Source organism: Pseudoalteromonas sp. MMG024 (assembly GCF_021654175.1).
Lineage (GTDB): Bacteria > Pseudomonadota > Gammaproteobacteria > Enterobacterales > Alteromonadaceae > Pseudoalteromonas.
On sequence record NZ_JAKFZO010000019.1, the window covers coordinates 58,961 to 81,703 of the forward strand.

At 39.4% G+C, this 22,743-nt stretch carries 20 protein-coding genes and 1 tRNA gene; 19 read left to right on the top strand and 2 right to left on the bottom strand.

The genetic code is table 11. The features are described 5' to 3' along the window. The first annotated feature begins 22 nt into the window (after positions 1 to 22). From murC to lpxC, 6 genes are all read left to right on the top strand, one after another. Complete coding sequence (gene murC / locus L1068_RS16845; RefSeq protein WP_237131197.1) at positions 23 to 1,432, top strand: UDP-N-acetylmuramate--L-alanine ligase; 1,410 nt, start codon at positions 23 to 25, stop codon at positions 1,430 to 1,432. Further along, on the top strand, positions 1,429 to 2,343 hold the full coding sequence (locus L1068_RS16850) for a D-alanine--D-alanine ligase (RefSeq protein ID WP_237131182.1): 915 nt from the start codon (positions 1,429 to 1,431) through the stop codon (positions 2,341 to 2,343). The genes murC and L1068_RS16850 overlap by 4 nt, the downstream gene beginning before the upstream one ends. Further along, a complete protein-coding gene (locus L1068_RS16855) occupies positions 2,344 to 3,132 on the top strand; it encodes a cell division protein FtsQ/DivIB (RefSeq protein WP_237131183.1) in 789 nt (262 codons plus the stop codon). 7 nt (positions 3,133 to 3,139) lie between these two features. Further along, a complete protein-coding gene (gene ftsA / locus L1068_RS16860; RefSeq protein ID WP_010561164.1) occupies positions 3,140 to 4,372 on the top strand; it encodes a cell division protein FtsA in 1,233 nt (410 codons plus the stop codon). 48 nt (positions 4,373 to 4,420) lie between these two features. Next, on the top strand, positions 4,421 to 5,644 hold the full coding sequence (gene ftsZ / locus L1068_RS16865; protein ID WP_237131184.1) for a cell division protein FtsZ: 1,224 nt from the start codon (positions 4,421 to 4,423) through the stop codon (positions 5,642 to 5,644). A gap of 91 nt (positions 5,645 to 5,735) precedes the next feature. Further along, positions 5,736 to 6,647: a UDP-3-O-acyl-N-acetylglucosamine deacetylase gene (gene lpxC / locus L1068_RS16870; protein WP_237131185.1), complete on the top strand. Its 912-nt coding sequence runs from the start codon at positions 5,736 to 5,738 to the stop codon at positions 6,645 to 6,647. A gap of 353 nt (positions 6,648 to 7,000) precedes the next feature. Here the strand turns inward: lpxC and L1068_RS16875 are convergent. Next, a tRNA-His gene (locus L1068_RS16875) sits at positions 7,001 to 7,076 on the bottom strand. A 113-nt stretch (positions 7,077 to 7,189) separates the two neighbouring features. On the opposite strand from L1068_RS16875, the gene L1068_RS16880 reads away from it, so the two are divergent. From L1068_RS16880 to L1068_RS16890, 3 genes are all read left to right on the top strand, one after another. Then, complete coding sequence (locus L1068_RS16880) at positions 7,190 to 7,600, top strand: YbaN family protein (protein WP_343221963.1); 411 nt, start codon at positions 7,190 to 7,192, stop codon at positions 7,598 to 7,600. Between the two features lie 73 nt (positions 7,601 to 7,673). Beyond that, positions 7,674 to 8,495 carry a mechanosensitive ion channel domain-containing protein gene (locus L1068_RS16885; RefSeq protein WP_237131186.1) on the top strand — a complete coding sequence of 274 codons (822 nt, stop codon included), beginning with the start codon at positions 7,674 to 7,676 and terminating at the stop codon, positions 8,493 to 8,495. A gap of 12 nt (positions 8,496 to 8,507) precedes the next feature. Continuing rightward, positions 8,508 to 9,284 (top strand): DUF481 domain-containing protein, encoded by a 777-nt coding sequence (locus tag L1068_RS16890; RefSeq protein WP_237131187.1) that lies wholly within the window; start codon positions 8,508 to 8,510, stop codon positions 9,282 to 9,284. 32 nt (positions 9,285 to 9,316) lie between these two features. Here L1068_RS16890 and L1068_RS16895 read toward each other — a convergent pair whose 3' ends face one another. Next, positions 9,317 to 10,546: a glycosyltransferase family 4 protein gene (locus L1068_RS16895; protein ID WP_237131188.1), complete on the bottom strand. Its 1,230-nt coding sequence runs from the start codon at positions 10,544 to 10,546 to the stop codon at positions 9,317 to 9,319. Between the two features lie 188 nt (positions 10,547 to 10,734). On the opposite strand from L1068_RS16895, the gene L1068_RS16900 reads away from it, so the two are divergent. The 10 genes from L1068_RS16900 to L1068_RS16945 all read left to right on the top strand — a co-directional run bounded on the left by L1068_RS16900 (position 10,735) and on the right by L1068_RS16945 (position 22,696). Beyond that, positions 10,735 to 13,434, top strand: a complete 2,700-nt coding sequence (locus L1068_RS16900) for an SLBB domain-containing protein (protein ID WP_237131189.1) — start codon at positions 10,735 to 10,737, stop codon at positions 13,432 to 13,434. Continuing rightward, entirely contained in the window at positions 13,434 to 14,558 is a 1,125-nt protein-coding gene (locus L1068_RS16905; protein ID WP_237131190.1) for a glycosyltransferase family 4 protein, read from the top strand. The genes L1068_RS16900 and L1068_RS16905 overlap by 1 nt, the downstream gene beginning before the upstream one ends. Before the next feature lie 10 nt (positions 14,559 to 14,568). Beyond that, positions 14,569 to 15,873, top strand: a complete 1,305-nt coding sequence (wbpA, locus tag L1068_RS16910; protein ID WP_237131191.1) for a UDP-N-acetyl-D-glucosamine 6-dehydrogenase — start codon at positions 14,569 to 14,571, stop codon at positions 15,871 to 15,873. Between the two features lie 17 nt (positions 15,874 to 15,890). Further along, entirely contained in the window at positions 15,891 to 16,838 is a 948-nt protein-coding gene (locus tag L1068_RS16915) for a Gfo/Idh/MocA family oxidoreductase (protein WP_054978878.1), read from the top strand. Continuing rightward, positions 16,838 to 17,422, top strand: coding sequence for an acyltransferase (locus L1068_RS16920; RefSeq protein WP_237131192.1), 585 nt, complete (start codon positions 16,838 to 16,840; stop codon positions 17,420 to 17,422). Before L1068_RS16915 ends, L1068_RS16920 begins: the two co-directional genes overlap by 1 nt. Positions 17,423 to 17,424: 2 nt before the next feature. Then, entirely contained in the window at positions 17,425 to 18,489 is a 1,065-nt protein-coding gene (locus L1068_RS16925; RefSeq protein WP_239031296.1) for a DegT/DnrJ/EryC1/StrS family aminotransferase, read from the top strand. Positions 18,490 to 18,499: 10 nt separating this feature from the next. Then, on the top strand, positions 18,500 to 19,780 hold the full coding sequence (locus L1068_RS16930; protein ID WP_237131193.1) for a hypothetical protein: 1,281 nt from the start codon (positions 18,500 to 18,502) through the stop codon (positions 19,778 to 19,780). 12 nt (positions 19,781 to 19,792) lie between these two features. Continuing rightward, a complete protein-coding gene (locus L1068_RS16935; protein WP_237131194.1) occupies positions 19,793 to 20,707 on the top strand; it encodes a hypothetical protein in 915 nt (304 codons plus the stop codon). After that, on the top strand, positions 20,707 to 21,996 hold the full coding sequence (locus tag L1068_RS16940; RefSeq protein WP_237131195.1) for an O-antigen polymerase: 1,290 nt from the start codon (positions 20,707 to 20,709) through the stop codon (positions 21,994 to 21,996). Before L1068_RS16935 ends, L1068_RS16940 begins: the two co-directional genes overlap by 1 nt. Before the next feature lie 82 nt (positions 21,997 to 22,078). Beyond that, the gene (locus L1068_RS16945) at positions 22,079 to 22,696 is read left to right on the top strand and encodes a hypothetical protein (protein WP_237131196.1); all 618 of its coding nucleotides are present in this window, start codon (positions 22,079 to 22,081) and stop codon (positions 22,694 to 22,696) included. The last annotated feature ends 47 nt before the right edge of the window (positions 22,697 to 22,743 follow it).

The following is a 22,743-nucleotide window of genomic DNA, read 5'->3' on the forward strand; positions in this document are numbered from 1 at the left end:
GAAAAAAGATAATTTACCTGCAATGAGACGAATCAACACTATCCACTTTATTGGTATTGGTGGTGCAGGTATGGGCGGAATTGCAGAAGTACTATTACATTTAGGCTATCAAATTACTGGCTCAGATATAAACAAAGGCGCAATGACAGAGCGTTTGAGTAAAGCGGGCGCGAACGTTTTTATTGGGCACCGAGAAGAAAATGTTGAGCAAGCAGACGTGGTAGTTGTTTCAAGTGCCATTGATGAAAGTAATCCTGAAATTATTTGTGCGAAAGAAAAACACATTCCAATTGTACGCCGTGCGGAAATGCTGGCGGAGTTAATGCGCTTTAGGCAGGGGGTTGCAGTTGCTGGTACGCATGGTAAAACCACAACGACAAGTTTAGTAGCAAGTATTTTTGCCAAAGCCGAACTTGATCCCACCTTTGTGATTGGTGGTTTATTAAATAGTGCGGGTACCAATGCGAAGTTAGGTAGTGGTCAATACCTTATTGCTGAAGCAGATGAAAGTGACGCAAGCTTTTTACACTTAAGCCCAATGCTCAGCATTATCACAAATATTGAAGCGGATCATATGGATACGTATCAAGGTGACTTTGAAAATATGAAAGACACCTATATTGAATTTATCCATAACCTCCCTTTTTATGGGTTAGCCGTAGCTTGTATAGACGACTCAGTGGTTCGCGAGTTATTACCGCGCTTTGGCCGTAAATACGTGTCTTATGGTGAATCGCAAGATGCAGACTACCGTCTCATTAATTTCTCACAGTCAGCTAGCTGCAGCGCCTTTGAAGTTGTATTGCCAAACGGTGAAACTCTGGCTATCACCCTGAATTTACCGGGCAAGCACAATGCTTTAAATGCAACAGCGGCAATTGCGGTGGCGTTTGAAGAAGGTGTGAGTGAAAGTGCAATAAAAGCAGCACTAAAAGAATTTGAAGGTATCGGTCGTCGTTTTCAACATTATGGCGAGTTCAATAACGAAGTTGGCTCAATAATGTTAGTCGATGACTATGGCCATCACCCATCTGAAGTCGCAGCAACAATTAAGGCGGCAAAACAAGGCTGGCCTGATAAGCGTTTAGTAATGGCGTATCAACCCCATCGCTTTACGCGCACGCGCGACCTTTATGAAGAATTTGTAGATGTGTTAAGTCAGGTAGACGAATTATTGTTGTTGGAAGTATACGCAGCTGGTGAAGAACCTATCGTTGGTGCAGACAGCAAGAGTTTATGTCGCAGCTTAAGACAACGTGGTAAAGAGCCTAGATATATCGCCACGCCGAATGAGCTATTCACAGCATTAGCTGACGCGGTAAAAGATAATGACTTAGTGTTAACGCAAGGTGCGGGCAATATAGGTCAATTAGTAAAACAAATTGCTGAAACAGAAATGAAAGTAACTAAGCTAAAGCAGGTAGCACAATGAGCCAAAAGCAGTATGGTAAAGTCGCCGTTTTATTAGGTGGGAATTCGGCTGAGCGTGAAGTATCACTCAATTCGGGAAGTGCCATATTAAACGCCCTGATTACCAATGGTGTTGATGCGATTGCATTTGATCCAAAAGAACGAGAGCTTGCTGAGCTTAAAACATTAGGAATCGATCGTGTGTTTATCGCGTTGCATGGCCGTGGCGGTGAAGACGGTACTATTCAAGGTGCACTTGAATTTATGGGCTTGCCTTATACCGGCAGTGGCGTGTTAGGCAGTGCGCTAGCTATGGACAAAGTACGTTGTAAGCAATTATTTGTTGCCAACAACTTACCAACCGCTAAATTTACCACGGTTAAAAAAGGTGAAGGCTTTAGTATTGAATCGATTATTAACGAATTTGGTGCGGTAATGGTTAAGCCTAGCCACGAAGGTTCGAGTATCGGTATGGCTAAAGCAAGCACGAGTGAAGAATTAAAAAGTGCGCTTGAAAATGCCTTTAAGTTTGATGATGAAGTATTGCTTGAGCAGTGGATCACTGGCACCGAATATACCGTTAGCATGCTTAACAACCAGCCGCTATCGGTGATTGAAATGAAAACACCACGCGGTTTTTATGACTACGAAGCGAAATATAAGTCATCTACTACGAGTTATCATTGCCCAGCTGATTTATCAAACGCAGATACTGCATATTTACAAATGATCGCAACGCAGGCATTTTCGCTTGTTGGTGCTAAAGATTGGGGCCGAGTGGACGCGATGCGTGATCAAAGCGGTGAATTTTATTTGTTGGAAGTGAATACTGTACCGGGCATGACAGAAAAGTCATTGGTACCTATGGCTGCAAAAGACTCAGGTAGAGATTTTGCTCAGTTAGTTTTAGAAATTTTAGATTCGACACTGTAAATGAAAGACACACTACTTACATTAGCAAATTTAACAAAGCGATTAGTTGCTGCAACTAATTGGTCTTTGCTAATGGGAGTAAGCTTTTTTGTTTTGACCTTGTTTATTACGTGGCAAGGGGTGAATGCCTTAACCGATTACTTAGCAACGGAACAAAATAGTAAGTTGAGCAAAGTATTGGTTCATGGTGACCCTGTATATACAAGTGAGCAAGCAATTGTTGATAAAATTAAGTCATTAAAAGTTAAAACGTTTTTTGATGTAGATGTAAACCAAGTGCAAGAGAAATTATTGGAACTGCCTTGGGTAGCAAGTGTATCTGTACGTAAACAGTGGCCAGATACACTACGTGTTTATGTTACTGAGCATCAGGCAGTGGCAATTTGGAATCAAGATTTACTGCTAAATACCCATGGCGACATCTTTCAGGCACCGGCAGAGCAGTTTTTTAACAAGTTACCTATGTTGTATGGGCCTGAAGGCAGTGAAAATGAAGCGTGGAAAACCTTTAAAACATTTAAAGAGTTATTAGCGCTACATGAAATCGGGTTAAGTAGCCTTGCGCTGTCAGAGCGTTTTTCATGGAAATTATGGTTAAATAGTGGTGTTAAATTAAACCTAGGACGCAAAGATATTGCGCTTAGAGTGCAGCGGTTTATCGATTTATATCCAGAGATAAAAAACTCGTCGGATAAAGAGGTAGATTCGATAGATTTAAGGTATGATACGGGATTAGCTGTGAGCTGGCTTCAGCCAGTGCAAGAGCAAACTAAAAATAATAAGGTATAACTAGGGTATGACCAAGGCAGTTGAACGTAATCTCATTATCGGCTTAGACGTAGGAACGTCTAAAGTTGTTGCTGTTGTCGGTGAGGTAACACCTGATAATCAGCTGAGCATTGTAGGCGTTGGCAGTCAAAACGCGAAAGGCATGGATAAAGGTGGTGTTAACGATCTTAATTTAGTATCTGAGTCGATTCAGCGAGCGTTAGATGAAGCTGAATTAATGGCAGATTGCCGTATTAGCTCGGTGTACCTAGGCATATCAGGAAAACATATTCAGTGTCAAAATGAAAATGGTGTAGTGGCGATTAACAACGCTGAAATCACCCATGACGACATCGATAATGTTATTCATATCGCTAAATCAGTTCCTATTTCAGCTGAACGCAAGATGTTGCACGCGTTACCACAAGAATACACCGTTGATATGCAAGAAGGCATTCGTAATCCTCTTGGTATGAGTGGTGTACGTATGGAAGCGCGAGCGCATATTATTACGTGCTCAAACGATATGGCGAAAAACATAGAAAAATGTGTTGAGCGTTGTGGCCTACGTGTTGATCAATTTATCTTCTCGGCGCTGGCGTCGGGCGATTCAGTTTTAACCGAAGATGAGCGTGAGCTTGGTGTTGCAGTGGTTGATATTGGTGGTGGCACTATGGATATTACCATATACACGCAAGGCTCTTTGCGCCACTCGGCGGTGCTACCAGTTGCGGGAAATCAAGTAACTGGCGATATTGCGAAAATATTTCGCACGCCTATCTCGCATGCTGAAGCAATTAAAGTACAATATGCCAGCGCACTAAGTCGCTTAGCAAGTCAAGAAGACAGTATTGAAGTACCAAGTGTAGGTGGTAGACCTGCACGTATTATGTCGCGCCATACACTTTCTGAAGTTGTAGAGCCGCGCATGAGAGAGATTTTTGAGTTGGCGATGAAAGAGATTCGTCGCTCAGGTTTAGAAGAACAAATAGCTGCAGGCATTGTGCTGACAGGCGGTACCGCCAAGATGCAAGGTGTTGTTGAAGTAGCAGAAGAAATTTTCCAAATGCCAGTGCGCGTTGGTCAACCAGTAGGGATAGCTGGACTTACTGATTATGTGAATGATCCGTCATTCGCAACGTCAGTTGGGTTGTTGCAGTATGGTCGAACTATGCAGCATAGCCAGAGCAGCCGCACCACAGAATCTGGTAATGGAAATTGGTGGAACCGTTTAACAAAATGGTTTCAAGGGGAGTTTTAAGCTTTTGCCTTATGAATTTTCATAAGGTAGTTAGTCGGAGAGTTAAACATGTTTGATTTAATGGAACAGCACGGTGAAGAAGCCGTAATTAAAGTGATCGGTGTCGGCGGTGGCGGTGGTAACGCTGTTGAGCACATGGTTAAAAAGCAAATTGAAGGCGTAAAATTTATTGCGGCCAATACCGATGCGCAAGCACTGCGTAAATCATCAGCTGATGTAACAGTGCAGCTAGGTACGCAAATTACACAAGGTTTAGGTGCTGGGGCAAACCCAGAGGTGGGTCGTGATTCTGCAGAAGAGGATGCAGAAACGATTCGTAACGGCCTTGAAGGCGCAGATATGATCTTTATTGCTGCCGGTATGGGCGGTGGTACAGGTACAGGTGCTGCACCTGTTGTGGCACGTATTGCTAAAGAAATGGGCATTTTAACTGTTGCAGTAGTAACACGACCTTTTGAATTTGAAGGTAAAAAGCGTGCATCGGCAGCAGAGGATGGCATTAATGAGTTGTCTCAACACGTTGATTCACTTATTACAATTCCTAACAATAAATTGCTTAAAGTTTTAGGCAAAGGTACGACATTATTAGATGCATTCGCTAAAGCGAATGATGTGTTATTTGGTGCTGTACAAGGTATCGCTGAGTTAATTACTCGCTCAGGTCTGATCAATGTGGATTTTGCCGACGTACGTACTGTTATGTCTGCAATGGGAACTGCAATGATGGGCACAGCGTCAGCGAAAGGTCCTGATCGTGCGCAAGAAGCAGCTGAAGCAGCAATTTCAAGCCCGTTACTTGAAGACGTTGACTTAACAGGTGCGAAAGGTATTCTTGTAAATATTACCGCGGGTATGGACATTGCGATTGAAGAATTTGAAACAGTTGGTAACCACGTTAAGGCACTAGCGTCAGAAAATGCAACGGTTGTTGTAGGTGCGGTTATCGACCCAGATATGTCCGAAGAGTTACGTGTGACTGTTGTTGCAACGGGGCTTGGCGGCGAGCGCAAGCCTCAATTTGGCATTGTAGGTGCAGATATCAAAAAAGTGTCTGGCTCTGATACAGCGCAATCAACAAGCACTCCGGGCAACGCTACTGCAACACCAGGTGTATTTGTACCCAGTTTTGCACAGTCGGGCAGTGTAGAAACGCCTGAGACGGTTGAACCAAGTGTTCAAAACGAAGTCAAAGAAAGCGCTCCATTAGACAAAAAGCAAGACAAAGCAGATTATTTTGATGTACCAACTTTCTTACGTAATCAAGCTGATTAATAAGATTGTTTGAAAAACAACCATAATTTGGCAAGCTGGTCTTATCTGTGGTAAGATAGTCGGCCGATTTTAACGAATAAGTGGATAGCCTATGATTAAGCAGCGTACCATAACTGAAAAAGTCAGTGCCGTAGGTGTTGGATTACATAAGGGTGAAAAGGTTTCTATCACTCTCCGACCTGCTAGTGCGAATACGGGGATTGTATTTCGCCGGGTAGACCTAGATCCTGTTGTTGATTTTGAAACAACACCTGAGGCCGTGGGCGATACTCAATTATGTACATGCTTAATCAATAAAGATGGCGTTCGCTTATCGACTACTGAGCATTTAATCGCTGCAATTGCAGCATTAGGCTTAGACAATCTGATTGTTGAATTAGATAGCCCTGAAGTGCCAATTATGGATGGTAGTTCTTTACCGTTTATTTACCTTATCCAAAAGGCTGGCATCGAAGAGCTAAATGCAGCTAAACGTTTTATTCGCATTACCGAAACGGTGCGTGTTGAAGACGGCGATAAGTGGGCTGAGATTGAACCATATGATGGTTTTCATATCGACTTTGAAATTGCGTTTAACCACCCAGCAATTAACGAAAGTCGCCAACGTATTGGGTTAGACATCACAGCTAAGAACTTTATCGAGCAAATTAGCCGAGCGCGTACATTTGGCTTTATGCGTGATATTGAATACATGCACGCTAACAATTTAGCACTAGGCGGCAGCATGGATAATGCAGTTGTACTTGATGACTTTAAAGTACTTAACCCAGATGGATTACGCTACCCTGATGAGTTTGTAAAACACAAGATTTTAGATTGTGTTGGTGATTTGTTTATGACGGGTTATAACTTACTTGGTAAGGTAACTGCGTATAAATCAGGCCATGATCTGAATAATAAGCTACTTCGTAAGTTGATGGCGACTGAATCAGCTTGGGAATGGGCAACATTTGAAGAGTCTGTCACTATGGCTGCGCCAGGTTTAGAAACTGCAACGGCTTAGTCTTTTCAAAATTAATGAAATTAAAAAACGCGACTTAAGTCGCGTTTTTTATTGCCTAAAATAATGTTGTCTAGTGTCGCAATGTGCGTGCATTCTAGTACGCTAAACGCCGTCTACTTGTTAACAGCAGCTAATAGACAATGAGCAGATATGCTTTTTCTATGCTGAAGGAATAAAACTTTAAAATGCTAATGACATTGGCGTTAGGCTTCAAAAGTGAGCGCTCGAGACAAACTTATGGTGCATTAACTAATTTAATTAGAAGCGAAAGAAGGTGACTTGCTAAGCACATGCATTTTGTTTAGCTAGTTGTTATATTTTTGAAGTTAAAAAAAGGAATTTTTAATAAGAAGTGGGGCGACTGACGAGACTTGAACTCGCGACAACCGGAATCACAATCCAGGGCTCTACCAACTGAGCTACAGCCGCCACAAAATTTGAAACACCTTATTTGGTGTGGCGCGCATAATACATAAAAAACATGCCCGTGTGAAGACTTATGTTATGCTTTTAGCTAAATAAATTTAGTTTGCGATTTTGTAGTGTTAAAAAAGACTGTTATTCGTTCAGTTTGGTTAGTAATAGGTTTGGTCAGTTTATTGCTGGGAGTGCTTGGGGTTTTTCTTCCGTTGCTACCGACCACTCCTTTTATACTGTTATCGGCATTTTGCTTTTCTAAATCGTCAACGCGAATGCATTCATGGTTATTGAATCATCGAATTTTCGGTCAACTAATAACGGATTGGGAAGCGCATGGTGTAATAAGAACAAAAGTTAAAGTAATCGCGACTTGCTCCATGTTGTTATTAGTTTCCTATCCATTGTTCTTTATTCCCTTCCCAATATGGCTCAAAGCGATTGTTGTGATCAGTATTGTAAGCGTTTTGTTGTTTATTTGGAGTAGACCTTCAAAACCAAGTGACAATCAAGTTAAAGATCCGCTTAAACTGTGAAAAGAAGTGACGTAAATTTTAAAAATCTTTATAATTCTTAAAATTACCTAAATCAACGACAAAAGGAATACTCATGGATTCTGCAGCTAAATGGTTGAACGAAAACTCTGACTTACTTTTACATTACGGCTTACAAACGGTAGTCGCAATTGTCATTTTACTTGTGGGCATTCGCGTAGCAAAAGTATGTGAAAAGTTAACCAAAAAAGCGATCGAAAAGAAAAAAGTAGATAAAGCGGTTGGTTCGTTTTTAGCAAATATTGTGTACGCACTTGTATTTGCGGCAACAGTACTAATGGCACTTTCTCAAGTTGGTATTGAAACAACATCGTTTATCGCAATTTTGGGTGCAGCGGGTTTAGCGGTTGGTTTAGCGTTACAAGGCTCTCTTTCAAATTTTGCATCAGGCGTGCTTATTATTATTCTACGTCCATTTAAATCAGGTGAGTTTATTGATGCTGCGGGTCATTCAGGTAGTGTTTCTAAAATCGAGATTTTTTCAACAGAACTGTTAACACCTGATAATAAAACAATCATAGTACCAAACTCGGCAATTATGGGTGGCGCAATTGTAAACTACAGCCGTCAAGCAACGCGTCGTGTTGATATTATGGTTGGCGTTAGCTACGACTCATGTCTAAAGCAAACGCGTGAAGTGCTTGAAAATGTAATCAAATCAAATGATAAAATACTCAAAGATCCTGCATTTTTCATCGGTGTTCATACTTTAGGTGACTCAAGCGTTAACTTTGTAACGCGCTCTTGGGCAAAAACTGAAGATTATTGGGCAGTTTATTTTTACCTTCAAGAAAACTTCAAACTTGCATTAGATGAAGCGGGTATTTCTATTCCTTTCCCTCAAATGGATGTTCATTTAAATAAAATTAGCGAGTAATAGGCTGAGATAATGAAATTAAGATATTTAGCGTCAGTTGTAGCAATTGCACTTACTAACCAAGCGATTGCTGACGAAGAAAAAACATGGGAAGCAAGTAGCGAGCTTGGTGCCATTATTACCAGTGGTAATACCGAAACTACCACGTTTAAGTTCGGTGCAAATGCAAAACATGATATTGGTAAATGGACCAATGAGTATAAGTTAAACGCACTTTATAAAGAAGACGAAGTGACGCTTGATAGTGGTTTAAAAGACACACAACGCACCAATGAAAAATACGGTGCCGCGATTCAAGGTAACTACAATCTTGGTGAAAAGCACTCTCACTTATTCGTAGGTTTAACGCACGATAGCGATTACTTTGGCGCATACCGTCACGAAACAGTACTTTCAGGCGGTTATGGTTTTCGTTTGATTGATGAGTCAAATATGACACTTGGCTTCGACTTTGGTCCGGGTTACAAATATTTCCAGTATTCAGAGAAAAACCAAGAGCTTTTCAAAGATGGTCGCCCTAAAGCAGGTGAGCGCGATGATGAATGGATTGCACTAGCGAAAGCTGACTTTAGCTGGACAATCAGCGACAACGCTAAGTTTACCCAGCGCGTTAAAGTTGAATCAGGTAGCACCAATACCAAAAGCATTTCTGAAACTGCGTTACTGACTAAGATCAACGGCTCATTACAAATGAAAGTTGGCTTTAACGTAACTCACAACTCAGAAGTTGATGCTGATAAAGTAAATACAGACACTGAGACAGTATTGACCTTGGTGTATAGCTTTTAAGTTTTAGGCTTAAACTAAATTGTAAAAGAGCGCTAATTAGCGCTCTTTTTTACATCTAATAAAACTTGTTTAAACTTTTGATATAGTTTGTCGCGCGAGAAGTCGTTATGACTTAAATCATAACAAGCCGACTGGGCTTGTTTGTACTTTTCTTGATCATTAAGTAGATTGTTAATTTGATAAACTGCGTTGTCAAAGTCATTAGTTAATACTAAACCACAACCAGTTTTCTCTATAAACTCTTTTTGCCAGCCACCATAATTAATAGCGATAGGTGTTTGAGATGCTAATGCATCAAACAGTTTATTCGCCGAGTTATGCCACATTTCCTCAACTGGGCCGAATAAGCTTAAACATAAATCAGCTTCGCGATAAAGATATTTAACCTGTTCTTTCGCTATCGGATCGAGAATATATAGATTCTTTTCTAGTACACCTAAAGAGTTGGCTTTTGCGATAACATCTTCTTTATGCATGCCACTACCTATTGCGACAAAACAGAGATTAGGATGTTTATCGAGCGACGCTTTTGCTAAGTCAGCAATATAGTCGACGCGATTTATTAACCCAAAGGTGCCGGCATATACGATTAACTTTCGATCGTTAAGAAAGGGTAGATTTTTATCTATAAATTTTTGACTTGATTTAACGTCTTTAAATAAAGCTGTGTCGCAACTATTAGGAATAACTGTGATGGAGTTATCTGAAATACCTTGTTTCTGTACCCCTTCTTTCATACCTGGAGATAACGCAACAATATGTTCTGCATTACGGTAAATGTACCTTTCGAACGCATATAAGATTTTGATCAGTAGGGTGTTTTTAATTGCACCAACAGCTATGGGTAATTCAGGCCATAAGTCTCTCACTTCAAAAACCATCGGCACTTTTTTTAATTTCTTATATATAAGTGCGGGAATACCTATGGTTAAAGGTGTGCTAGTTGCAAATAATACGTCGCTTTTAATTGATAGCGCTTTTTTAGTGGAAACAAAAGAGAATTTAATGAACTTGGATATGCGTTTAACGAAAGAGTCTGTATTTGAGTATGGTAAGTGATATACGTGTAATAAAATTCCCTCAATATGTAGCTCATTCCACCCAGGGGTTAAAGAGTACTCTTTAGAATTCAAAAATGCGGATGATGTTACAAAAGTTACTTGGTGCCCATCGGCAAATAGCCTTTTGGCAAACTCATAAGAGCGAGTACCACCATTACTTTTTGGGGTAGCAAAATATTGATGAAGATATAGAATTTTCATTATATTGTTTGATGTGTGGGTGAGTTAGCGCTGAATTTTAACTTAAAACATCCTCTTGTACCTTAGTTTTCGAATTGATTGTCATTTTTTTTCGATTTTTGCTATTATCTCGCGTCGATTTTTATATTAGTTTTTTAGTCGCAAATACTGGTTTTATATTGGGCTTTGCATTATTCAGGGAGATACCAATGGTGCGTTTTTTATCCGTGCTTCTATTGTGTTCATTTGCATTTTTTTCGGTGGGTTCTTATGCTGTATCCAGTCAGCAAATGGCGGCATTTAAAAAACTTCCTGCATCTCAGCAAGCAGCTTTGGCTAAAAAAATGGGGGTCAATATCAATGACCTTAAATCACCTAATACTAATGCTAATAGTGGTTTGGAAATAGACTATCAATCGCAAATAAAAAGAGAAGAAGAGCCAGTATTTACAGAGGATCTGGATACGAGATTTGAGCCTGTCGTTGATGAGTTAAAGCTCTATGGCTCAGAAGTGTTTAATAACCCTGAATCGACCTTACTTAGTCAATCAATCTCAGCCGTGCCATTTGACTATGTACTTGCTATCGGCGATACGCTTAATGTTAGTTTTTATGGTAAAGAGTCTGAGTTGTTTGAATTGGCAATTAATTCAAATGGCAAAATAGTTGTGCCAGGCATTACACCACTAACTATCGCGGGTCTTACATTTTCTCAAGCGACTGAAATGATCACGTCAACGGTTGAGCGTGAGAGAATTGGTACGCAGGTTACGGTTTCCATAGGCCAAATTCAGCCCATAAAAGTGTTTGTGGCGGGTGAGGTTAATTATCCAGGTGATTATGTATTGCCGCCATTTTCAAATGTGATTAGTGCGATTGGTTTTGCTGGCGGTGTGAGTGATATTGCTTCGTTACGAAATATCACAGTTCGTCGGCAAAATAAGGTAGTAACAACCTTTGATTTGTATCAGTTATTACAGCAAGGTATTGATGGCAATACCGCATTACGCACTGGAGATGTGGTTTTTGTGCCTGCAGCCAGCAAACAGGTTGCGATTCAAGGTGGCATCAAACGTCCTGCAATTTATGAATTAAAAGAGCAAGAAAGTTATGCTGACGCAATTAAATTCGCTGGCGGGTTTGCGCCGTCCGCTTATAAAAATGTGATTCGTGTTAAGCAGCTATCTGGTAGCGAAAGCACCGTTATTAAGTCAATAGAACAAGCAAAACTTAGTAAGTTAACGCCGATTGATGGTGATGAAATCTATATTGATAAAAAAAGTGAGCAAGCAGCGAATAGTGTGGCACTAATTGGCGCAGTTTCAAGGCCTGGTTTTTATCAGTGGTATGAAGGGTTATCGCTATCAGCACTATTTAGCAATAGAAAAGGGGTGCTGCTACCTATTAGCGACCTCAGTTATGCGATTGTGGTGCGTGAAATTAAAGGCCATATTGATGTGTTTCAATTTGAACCTAAGTCTGTGGAGCAAAATAATTTCACATTATTTAAAGATGATAAAGTCATTATTTTCAGTCGTTTTGAACTTGAGAAAAATGAACGAGCGATGCTTGAAAATTATGCGTTAACGCAAGCTGATTTTGAAAGTCAAATGAGCCTGTACAAGTGGAAGAATTATAAAAAACGAGCGTTTGATGACTATATTAAACCTGAAGAGAAACAGATTGTTTTCACTGAAGAAGGTGAAAATAATCAAAAAGTAATCCCTGTTGAATTACCTGAAGTTTCAATTAAAACGCCAATTTACATCGAAGAGATTTTTACTAGCGAGACACAGGAAGACTTACCAGAACTTGCTTTTTATAGTCGTTCGAATTTATTGCCTAAATTATTACAGCGATTGGTTACACAAAAAACGGGTGTGCAAGGTGCAAACATTGCTGAAATATCCGGCCGTGTTAAATACCCAGGCTTGTATCCTATTCCGGTGAATGGAAAAGTATCCGATCTTATCAATGCCGCAGGTGGCTTAATTGAAGGTGCTTATTTAGAACAAGCTGAATTGTCTCGCCAATTTATGGAAAATGAATACTTATCGGTAAATAATCTTGCGGTTGATTTAAACGGCATATTATTAGGTGATGAAGCGGCTGATATCCCGTTAAAAGGCCGTGATTACCTTAATATTTTTCAAATACCAAACTGGCAGGAAAATATCTCAGTTACCTTAAATGGTGAGGTCAAACTACCGGGTAAATATACCATTAGAAAAGGTGAAACCTTAAAAGAGGTTATTGAACGTGCAGGTGGTTTTAGTGAGTTTGCAGATATTGATGCCATCGTGTTTACGCGTGAATCGTTAAGATTAAAAGAGCGAGAGCAAATTCAGCAATTAGCAGAATCGATGAAGAAAGATCTGATCACTAATAATTTGAACTCTGAAAACAGTATTTTAGGGGCATCTAGTGCTACTGGAACAGGGATCGATAAGTTAATTGACCAGTTATCCGATATTGAAGCAGTAGGACGTTTAGTTGTCGATGTTAATGCGGTTTTAAATAACGACATTAATCTTTTATTAGAAAATAAAGACACACTTTATATTCCAAGCAAAAAACAGTCAGTTAACGTAATTGGTGAAGTGTTCGTATCAACTTCTCACTTGCATCAAGAAAGCTACAATGTGGATGATTACATCGGTTTGAGTGGTGGTATGAAAGATAAGGCCGCAACTGACAAAGTATTTATTATTAAGGCAAGTGGTAAAGTTGTTATCCCTAACAAAAACAGCTGGTTCGCTGTAAATAACAAGCAATCACAAATTCAACCTGGCGATACGATAGTTGTGCCTCTTGATAGTCAGTACAAAGATAATTTAACACTGTGGACGCAAGTTACACAGATTGTATATCAGTTAGGTGTAGCTGTTGCAGCTATTGGTAGCTTGTAATGAGTGATGTCCATATTGTTCACTTAACAAGTGTACATAAACGTCAAGATACGCGAGTATTTGTTAAGCAATGCTCGTCCCTTGCTAAAACCTTTGGTAAGGTTACTCTTGTTGTTGCTGATGGTCTTGGCAATGAACTGAAAAATGGCGTTAATATTATAGATTTAGGTAAACCTGCAAACAAGTTTGTCCGTTTAGTGTTTACATCATTGAAAATTTTTAGAGTTGCACTTTCTTTAAAAGCGGATCTTTATCAATATCACGATCCTGAACTAACGCCAATAGCGCTAATGCTAAGAGTGTTCGGTAAAAAAGTGGTTTACGATGTGCATGAAGATGTTCCTAAGCAAGTATTAAGGAAGTTTTGGATACCTTTTTATGTAGCAAAGCCACTTTCTTTTATTGTGACTATCGCTGAGTCTATAGCCGCCAAAATATTATCTGGTGTTATTACGGTCACCCCTCATATCGCGCAGAGGTTTTCAAAAAATAATATCGCACTTGTTAGAAATTACCCTGATCTTGAGGAGTTTAGCGAGTTACAAAATATCGCTTTTGAAGACAAAGAGATGGGGTCTTTGATTTATGTGGGAGCGATTACAAAAGAGCGCGGTATTATGCAAATGGTCGATGCTCTTGAAAGCACCCCAGAATATGTTCGTTTACACTTGATAGGACCTTTTTTTCCAGCTGCACTAGAGCAAGAAGTGCGAGCAAAAAAAGGGTGGCAAAAAGTTGTTTATTATGGGTGGCAAGATCGAGACAAAGTTGTTGAGATAATGCGAAAATGTCAGATCGGACTAGTCACTCTTCAACCTACCGGCGATTATGAAGTTGCCTATCCCGTAAAGATGTTTGAGTATATGGCTGCTGGGATAGCTGTCGTTTCCTCTAACTTTGAACTGTACCAAGGTATTGTAGATACCGCAAAGGTTGGTGTCTGTGTTGATCCTGAATCTCCTACTGAAATAGCCCTCGGTATTAACTCTTTGCTGTCAAAACCTGATTCTCTTATTGAAATGGGTAACAACGGTAAAGCGGCTGTAATGGAAAACTACAATTGGGCGTGCGAGCTCAAAACATTACAAGCGTTTTATAAAGCTATCTTAAAGGTTAAAAATTAAAGCTTGGATTATGAAAAAATTGATCATTGAAAATTTTAAGTCGAAATCAGCCAAAATAGGCATTGTAGGGCTTGGTTATGTAGGCTTACCCTTGATGCTAAGATATAGCGCGATTGGATTCGACGTGCTGGGCATTGATATTGACCAGACTAAAGTCGATGCGTTATTAAATGGTCAAAGTTATATAGAGCACATCTCACCTTCTTCTATTCAGCAAGCGTTGTCTAATGGTTTTGACGCAACTACTGACTTTTCAAGAGCATCTGAATGTGATGCGTTAATTTTGTGTGTACCCACGCCACTTAATAAGTACCGTGAGCCAGATTTAAGTTTTGTTATTGATACAACAGAAGCGCTCGCGCCATACTTTAGAAAAGGGCAAGTGTTGTCACTGGAAAGTACAACTTATCCAGGTACCACAGAAGAAGAGTTGCTTCCACGTGTTGAAGCGCGAGGCTTTACCGTTGGTGAAGACTTTTTCTTAATCTATTCACCAGAGCGAGAAGACCCAGGCAATCCAGACTTTGAAACACGTACGATACCAAAAGTATGTGGTGGTCATACTGCGGCTTGTGCTGAAGTGGGGGTTGCATTGTATGCGCCTGCGATTGATAAAGTTGTGCCAGTGAGTTCAACCAAAGCTGCTGAGATGACTAAACTTTTAGAAAATATTCATCGTGCTGTCAATATCGGCCTTGTTAATGAAATGAAGGTTGTAGCGGATCGTATGGGCATTGATATTTTTGAAGTTGTTGATGCCGCAGCAACCAAGCCATTTGGTTTTACACCGTATTATCCAGGCCCTGGTTTAGGCGGCCACTGTATCCCGATTGACCCATTTTATCTAACTTGGAAAGCGCGCGAATATGGTTTACATACGCGTTTTATCGAATTATCCGGTGAAGTTAATACGGCGATGCCTGAATATGTCGTTAATAAGTTAATGGATGGCTTAAATCAGCATGGTAAAGCATTAAAGGGTAGTAAGGTACTTGTGCTCGGTATTGCTTATAAAAAGAATGTTGATGATATGCGTGAATCGCCATCAGTTGAAATTATGGAATTAATTGAAGCGAAAGGTGCTGACGTGGCGTATTCAGACCCTCATGTACCGGTTTTCCCTAAAATGCGCGAGCATAACTTTGATTTGTCTTCGGTTGAACTGACGCCTGCGTCGGTAGCAGAGTTTGATGCTATCGTGTTAGCAACAGATCACGATAAATTTGATTACAGCTTAATTAAAGAAAACGCCCAGTTATTGGTAGATACGCGAGGCAAGTATAGAGCGCCTGCAGACCACATTATCAAAGCCTAGATTGAAGAGGATTTTCAGTGAAGAATTTTGCCCTTATTGGTGCGTCAGGTTACATCGCACCACGTCATATGAAAGCGATTAAAGAAACAGAAAACCATTTATCGGTGTGTTTTGATATTAATGATTCAGTTGGCATTATTGATAGCATTTCACCACAAAGTGAAATGTTTACAGAGTTTGAGCGTTTTTATGACTTTGCCCACACATTGAAACGAGATGTAAATACCCAACTCGATTATGTATCGGTGTGTTCACCAAACTACTTACACCATTCTCACATTACAGCGGGTTTGCGTTTAGGTTGTGATGTGATTTGTGAAAAGCCGTTAGTACCAACTATTGAGCAACTTGACGATTTAGCGTTAGTTGAAAAAGAAACGGGCCGTAAAGTATATAACATTCTACAACTGCGCCATCATCAAGCGATTTTAGACTTAAAAGAGCAAGTAGCGAACGCAACTTCAGATGAAAAGCATGAGGTTGAACTGACTTACATTACATCACGTGGTAAGTGGTATATGGAAAGTTGGAAAGGCGACCCGCGTAAATCGTTTGGTGTAGCAACCAATATCGGTGTTCATTTCTTCGATATGCTGCACTTTATTTTTGGTGATTTACAGCGCAATGACCTTCATTTTATGAATGAAGATAAGGCGTCTGGTTATTTAGAGTATGAAAAAGCTCGTGTTCGCTGGTTCTTATCGATTGATGCCAGTGATTTACCAGATTCGGTAAAAGGAAAGCAACCAACATTCCGTTCAATTACTTGCGATGGCAATGAGCTGGAATTCTCAGGGGGCTTTACTGACTTACACACTGTGAGCTACCAAGAGATTTTAGCTGGACGCGGTTATGGTATTGAGGATGCGCGTCATTGTGTGCAAACCGTTGAAGGAATTCGAAAAGGCAAAGTGCATATTGAATCTGAAGCGGAAGTTCACCCGTTTGCTAAAGAATTAATCTAATGAGTAACTATACGGTACATGACAGCGCCATCGTTGATGAAGGCGCATTAATTGGCGACAACACCCGAGTTTGGCACTTTGTGCATGTGTGTGGCGGTGCTCAAATTGGGCAAGGCTGCTCACTTGGTCAAAATGTGTTTGTCGGCAATAAAGTCACTATTGGTAACAACGTAAAAATTCAAAATAATGTGTCGGTTTACGATAATGTTCACCTAGAAGACGACGTATTTTGTGGACCAAGTATGGTGTTCACCAACGTGTATAATCCGCGTTCGTTTATTGAACGAAAAATGGAATACCGTGACACATTAGTGAAAAAAGGTGCCACCTTAGGCGCCAATTGCACGGTGGTTTGCGGTGTTACCATCGGTGAATATGCACTGGTTGGCGCAGGCGCTGTTGTTAATAAAGATGTGCCGCCATTTGCTTTAATGGTGGGCGTTCCAGCAAAACAAATTGGTTGGATAAGTAAATATGGCGAGCAGTTGCCACTGCCGTTAACAGGGAATGGTCAAGCAGTGTGTGAACACACTGGTGATAATTACCGTTTAAAAGATGGTCAGCTATCAGTAGAGATGGATTAATAATGCAGTTTATCGATTTACAAGCGCAATATAAGCACCTGCAAGACAAAATAGATGCACGCATTCGCACTGTGCTGGAGCATGGCAAATATATAATGGGCCCAGAAGTGCAAGAGTTAGAACAGCAGCTTGCAGAGTATGTTGGCGTTAAGCATGCAATCACCTGTGCCAATGGTACCGACGCGCTGCAACTCACCATGATGGCATTTGATATCAAAGCGGGCGATGCTGTTTTTTGTCCTACTTTTACCTTCTTTGCGACCGCAGAAGTGGTTGCGTTTTCGGGAGCTACCCCAGTATTTGTCGACTCTGATGAGGCGACATTTAATATCTGCCCGCAAGACTTAGAGCGTCAAATTGAAAAAGTGATTGCCGCAGGTCAGCTCACGCCCAAAGCGATAATCGCAGTTGACTTGTTTGGCTTACCGGCAAACTACCCAGAATTAGAGCGCATTGCTAATAAATTTGGTTTAAAACTTATTGAAGATGCTGCGCAGGGCTTTGGCGGCGAAATTAATGGACAAAGAGCGGGCAGTTTTGGCGATATCGCCACGACTAGTTTCTTCCCGGCAAAACCACTAGGCTGTTACGGTGATGGTGGCGCCTTGTTTACCAATGATGACGACCTTGCAGAATTATTACGCTCTTACCGAGTTCACGGTAAGGGAAGCGATAAGTATGACAATGTCCGCATTGGTATGAACAGTCGTTTAGACACTATTCAAGCTGCGGTTTTATTAGAGAAATTAGCTGAGTTTCCCACTGAATTAGTGAAGCGAAATGCAGCTGCAGAAAAGTATACAGCGGAACTCTCTACGCGTTTTAACACACCACATGTACCAGCTGGTTACTTAAGTTCTTGGGCGCAATATACACTTGTTGATGAAAATCGCGATGCAATAATGGCAGAGTATAAAGCACAAGGTATCCCGACCATGATTTATTATGGTACGTGCATGCATGAGCAAACGGCATTTAAGGGTCTGGGTTACAGCCATGGAGACTTTCCAGTAGCAGAGCGCCTAGCAAGGCAGGTATTTAGTTTGCCGATGCATCCGTATTTGTAGGGGGGGGAGGATGAGATTATTTTTTATAATTTTGAGTGTTTTTTTGATAGTTGGTTGCTCCGAAGATAGAGTAAATGAAAAGCAATTAAGAAATCAAAATATTGATAAGCTTTGGGGGGAAACCGTTACACCCTATCTTCAAGATGACTTATGGTTAGAGCTGTATACTTATGATGCCGGCCAAATCTTGATGGTTCCTTTACATTTGGCTTTCAAGACAAGTGATGAAGAGAAAATACAAGAGTTTCATGATTTTTTTAGTCGTTACTCTCTCGTAATGACTGAAAGTGTTAATGAAAACCGCCTAAAGCAGCTCCAATTTTGGTATTTAACTTCGCAATACTTGACTTTTGTTTCACAGCGCGATGAGTGGCAACAGTATCACTCTGAAATAAGTAACTTTATTTCAGAATATTTAACTGACTTATGGTTTTACCGCCCTGTTCATGTATTTGGTATTCATACAAATGGATTAAAGGAGCGAGTAATTTGGAAGTTGAATAATAAAGATTATCTTCCCAAATACAAAAGAGCGACCTTTGATGAAGAGTTTTTTACATTTGTGATCGCAGCAGACTTGAGCACACTAAGAATAGATCAAAGTGAAACTCATACGCAAACTCAAAAAGATATTCTTGACTTAGCATTACTTGTTTTTGAAAGTGAAGTAGTTTACACATCAGATGGGTGGTTGTATCAACCTGGGCAGTGGCAAGATTATGATGATTACTTATATGCCGGTCATGATGTATTAACTGATACTATGGAGCCTAAACCAGTCGAGGGCATCGCTTTGGATAGTTCTCATGCACATCGCTTTTCTTTATGGTTTGACTCTTTAATTAACAGCTCAGAATATAACAGTCCAAGATACTTGTATTATTCAGATTTAAAAACAGGTTTTATAAAACAGTTTATTAACAAAATAATTGTACCTATCTCTAATGATTTCCCAGGTATTAGAATGAAAAATTATACTGATGGTCATAATGGTGTTTACCGGTATCGATTTCATGATGGCTCGGATTCAGCAATAAAACTTGGATATGAAGCTTACAACTTATCGGGCACACTATTTAGCGGTTTTTATCCTTTAATGAATGACGAATTAGTGAATAACGAATATGCATCTGCGTGCAATCTTTTTCCGTTGGCTGAAGAGGTCATATTACTATACATGGGTCTAGGGCCAGCTAGAGCAAGCCATGATTTGGTTAGCATGCCAAACTTTTTTACAAATGGTTTTGCTGAACTTATATGTTTGAGTTCCATTAAAATTAAGCAGTATTAGGATGTTGCTGTCATGAATAAAAATGTAGATTTTTCACAATTAAGTGTTTCTGATTTTATTAAACCCTTGTTAATTCATAAGTATAAAATAATCTTATCGACACTGATATTTTCTTTAGCGGGTGTGCTTTATTCATTATCTTTACCTAATATCTACAAGTCTGAGGGAGTATACATTCCTAACCTTGATGAAGGCGCTGGAGGAATATCTGGTTTAGCTTCTAAATTTGGAGGGTTGGCCTCTCTTGCTGGTATTAGTGTTAACTCAAGTGGAGGAAATGAGTCTCTGATAGCAATTGAAACTTTAAAAGCGAGGGTTTTTATTCTCAAATTTATAAAGCATCAAAAAATAGAGGTAGAGTTATTTGCTGCGCAGGGTTGGAATAAAGATACGAATGAACTGTTGATAGATGAAGACATTTATGATGTTTTAGAAAATAAATGGGTTAGAGAGGTTGATGAAGGGGAGACACCTCACCCAACCGACCTTGAATTATATGAAGCATTTTTAGAAGTTTTAGAAGTTAATGTTGACGATGAAACTGGTTTGATTCGTTTGGCGATGAAGCACTATTCGCCTGAACTAGCAAAAAAGTGGCTGGAGGTCTATGTTAGGGAAGCTAATTCATGGATGCAAAATCAGAAAGATAGCTTAGTAACAAAGAACATCGAAAATTTAAATCATATCGTAAATGAAATCAAATTAATGAATACGAAAAGTGTTATTTATGAGTTAATGGAAGAGCAAATACAGGCAAAAATGTTAACTATGACTCGAGAAGAATATGCATTTAAAACAATAGATCCGCCATTTTATCCTGAACTTAAATCTGAACCCAAAAGGGCATTGATATGCTTTATATTCGCTTTTCTAGGAGCACTATTGAGCTCTATTTTTGTTTTGGCAAAGCATGATCTTAAGTCATAATGTTCTCTTCAATTAGAGTTGGCAGTTTACTAGCTTTTTGCTTTTATATTTATATTTTTGGTCTGGCTTTTGGGAGCAAAGTTTTTCTCGTTACACCCGCAGCCTCACTAATGAATGTTTTTTTCCCCGTCATTATTGCGTTAGGTTCATTGTATTTCATAAAGCAAAAACATGACGTCCGTGATCTGGGGGTGTTTTTTTTGTTGGGTGCATTTGTTATTTCCATCGGCATTACGACTATTTTTTATCGTAATTCAGAGCAAATTAAAGACACTTTTTACGCTTTCCACATTGTGGCTATCTTCTTGATTGTCTACACAATAACCAAAAATAAATTAATTTTAAGAAGTCAGCTCTTCAATTTCCTTTATTATCTGTACTTGACCTTAATACTTGCATCGATAGTGCAGTTTTTAGGGGTAATTGGGTTGGGTATTCAGCTTTGGCATGAAGAGTTAAATTTAGATCATGGGATAGAGCTAGTTAAAGGGCCATTTAGCAACCCAAATAACCTAGCTATAATATGTTTAATGTTTTTTTGTAATTTGTACTGGATGGCTGAACAACTTTCAATGAGAAAAAAAGCGGTTATTCTTGTTGTGGCTACAGCCATTATTTTATTACTAACTTTATCTAGACTAGCTGTTTTATTATTTATTTTGTTTTTCTATGGTTATTTGTTGTACCAAAGAAAATATAAACTTTTTTCGCTTCTGCTTGTTGCGAGTGCACTGTTCTTGATTATGTTTGTTGCTGTTATTTTTAACCTTGAACCAATGAAAGTTGAAACTGACAGTGAGTTTTCATTTGTTGCACGAAATGTAAATAGGTTAATAGCAATTCGTGACATAGCTTCTTCTTCAGGTAATGATAGTAGTGGGATTCGGATAAACTCTTATTTGTATTTTTTCTCGAATTTAGATAGGGCTATATTTCCTTATGGCAGTGGAAATTATTCAAACTTCTACATAAATACCAAGTTTGATTCAAAACTAATTTCCTTGAATCCCCACTCATATATTATCGAAGTAATTTTAGCTTATGGAATCATTTCTGGTTTCTTGCTTTTAGGGCTACTATCTTATATGGCTATAACAAATATCAAAAATACGCGTACAGATAGGTACTTCATTTTTTTTCTTAGCTACTTTTTGCTTTTGACTAACATTCCTTCTTCCGTATTAAGAATGCCTTTGATTTGGTTATTTTTATTTCTAATTTTTTATTTTTGTATGTTGGAGAGTTCGGAGGACGAGATAAAACAACCAACTTTATTAACTAGTGATTAAGGTTGCTGCTTAAAAAAATATAAAAATCAATGTGGTGTATGCTAAGGTGCGGACGGATATACTAAATTTATAAGGAAATAACGTGAAATTATTAATGCAGATGCTATTACTACCTTTACTTTTGATTGGGTGCGGCTCTGATAAAAAAGATCCAGAAATTAGTGATTCAAGTTACGAAATTATAGGACCTCAGAGTGCTTATGCGGGGGAAATAGTTGAGTTGGCCTTATCTGCAAGTTCAAAAGAAAGTTTTACTTTTGATTTTTCTCAAACTGCAGGTCCAGAGGTCAATAATATTGAATTTGATGGTAACGATATTAGCTTTATGTTGCCGTTGTCATATGAAGATTATAAAACCTCTTTTAGTGCTATTTTCAACCCAGGAGAAGTTGGTGCAACTGAGGTGGTGTTTGATTTAACAGTAAATAAAAATCTTCCTCCAACAGTTGTAATTAAAGGCGCAAATCAAGCTATAGAATTTACCCAAGTGCAACTCAGTGGCGAGCAAAGCCTCGATCCTGAAGGTGGTCAGATTTCACTCGCTTGGGAAGTAACGAACGGTGATTTTGAGTTACAGGAATTAGAATCTGGAGTTGTATTTACCGTTCCTTCGGTTAGTAAGCAAGCGAAAGTTTCCGTTAAACTGACTGCCTCAGATGAGTATGTGTTCTGGTCAACTCCAGCCGGACACTTTTCTTAAAGAATTGTCATACTCAACTGGTGACTGATCGTTATTAGCTGAGTGCT

Bases quoted from the DNA above. Each gene is read 5' to 3' on its own strand.
- L1068_RS16890 (WP_237131187.1), top strand. From the start codon at position 8,508: ATGAAATTAAGATATTTAGCGTCAGTTGTAGCAATTGCACTTACTAAC.
- L1068_RS16935 (WP_237131194.1), top strand. From the start codon at position 19,793: ATGAATAAAAATGTAGATTTTTCACAATTAAGTGTTTCTGATTTTATT.
- ftsZ (WP_237131184.1), top strand. From the start codon at position 4,421: ATGTTTGATTTAATGGAACAGCACGGTGAAGAAGCCGTAATTAAAGTG.
- lpxC (WP_237131185.1), top strand. From the start codon at position 5,736: ATGATTAAGCAGCGTACCATAACTGAAAAAGTCAGTGCCGTAGGTGTT.
- L1068_RS16850 (WP_237131182.1), top strand. From the start codon at position 1,429: ATGAGCCAAAAGCAGTATGGTAAAGTCGCCGTTTTATTAGGTGGGAAT.
- murC (WP_237131197.1), top strand. From the start codon at position 23: ATGAGACGAATCAACACTATCCACTTTATTGGTATTGGTGGTGCAGGT.
- L1068_RS16895 (WP_237131188.1), bottom strand. From the start codon at position 10,546: ATGAAAATTCTATATCTTCATCAATATTTTGCTACCCCAAAAAGTAAT.
- L1068_RS16885 (WP_237131186.1), top strand. From the start codon at position 7,674: ATGGATTCTGCAGCTAAATGGTTGAACGAAAACTCTGACTTACTTTTA.
- L1068_RS16855 (WP_237131183.1), top strand. From the start codon at position 2,344: ATGAAAGACACACTACTTACATTAGCAAATTTAACAAAGCGATTAGTT.
- L1068_RS16930 (WP_237131193.1), top strand. From the start codon at position 18,500: ATGAGATTATTTTTTATAATTTTGAGTGTTTTTTTGATAGTTGGTTGC.
- L1068_RS16940 (WP_237131195.1), top strand. From the start codon at position 20,707: ATGTTCTCTTCAATTAGAGTTGGCAGTTTACTAGCTTTTTGCTTTTAT.
- L1068_RS16920 (WP_237131192.1), top strand. From the start codon at position 16,838: ATGAGTAACTATACGGTACATGACAGCGCCATCGTTGATGAAGGCGCA.
- L1068_RS16900 (WP_237131189.1), top strand. From the start codon at position 10,735: ATGGTGCGTTTTTTATCCGTGCTTCTATTGTGTTCATTTGCATTTTTT.
- wbpA (WP_237131191.1), top strand. From the start codon at position 14,569: ATGAAAAAATTGATCATTGAAAATTTTAAGTCGAAATCAGCCAAAATA.
- L1068_RS16905 (WP_237131190.1), top strand. From the start codon at position 13,434: ATGAGTGATGTCCATATTGTTCACTTAACAAGTGTACATAAACGTCAA.
- L1068_RS16925 (WP_239031296.1), top strand. From the start codon at position 17,425: ATGCAGTTTATCGATTTACAAGCGCAATATAAGCACCTGCAAGACAAA.
- ftsA (WP_010561164.1), top strand. From the start codon at position 3,140: ATGACCAAGGCAGTTGAACGTAATCTCATTATCGGCTTAGACGTAGGA.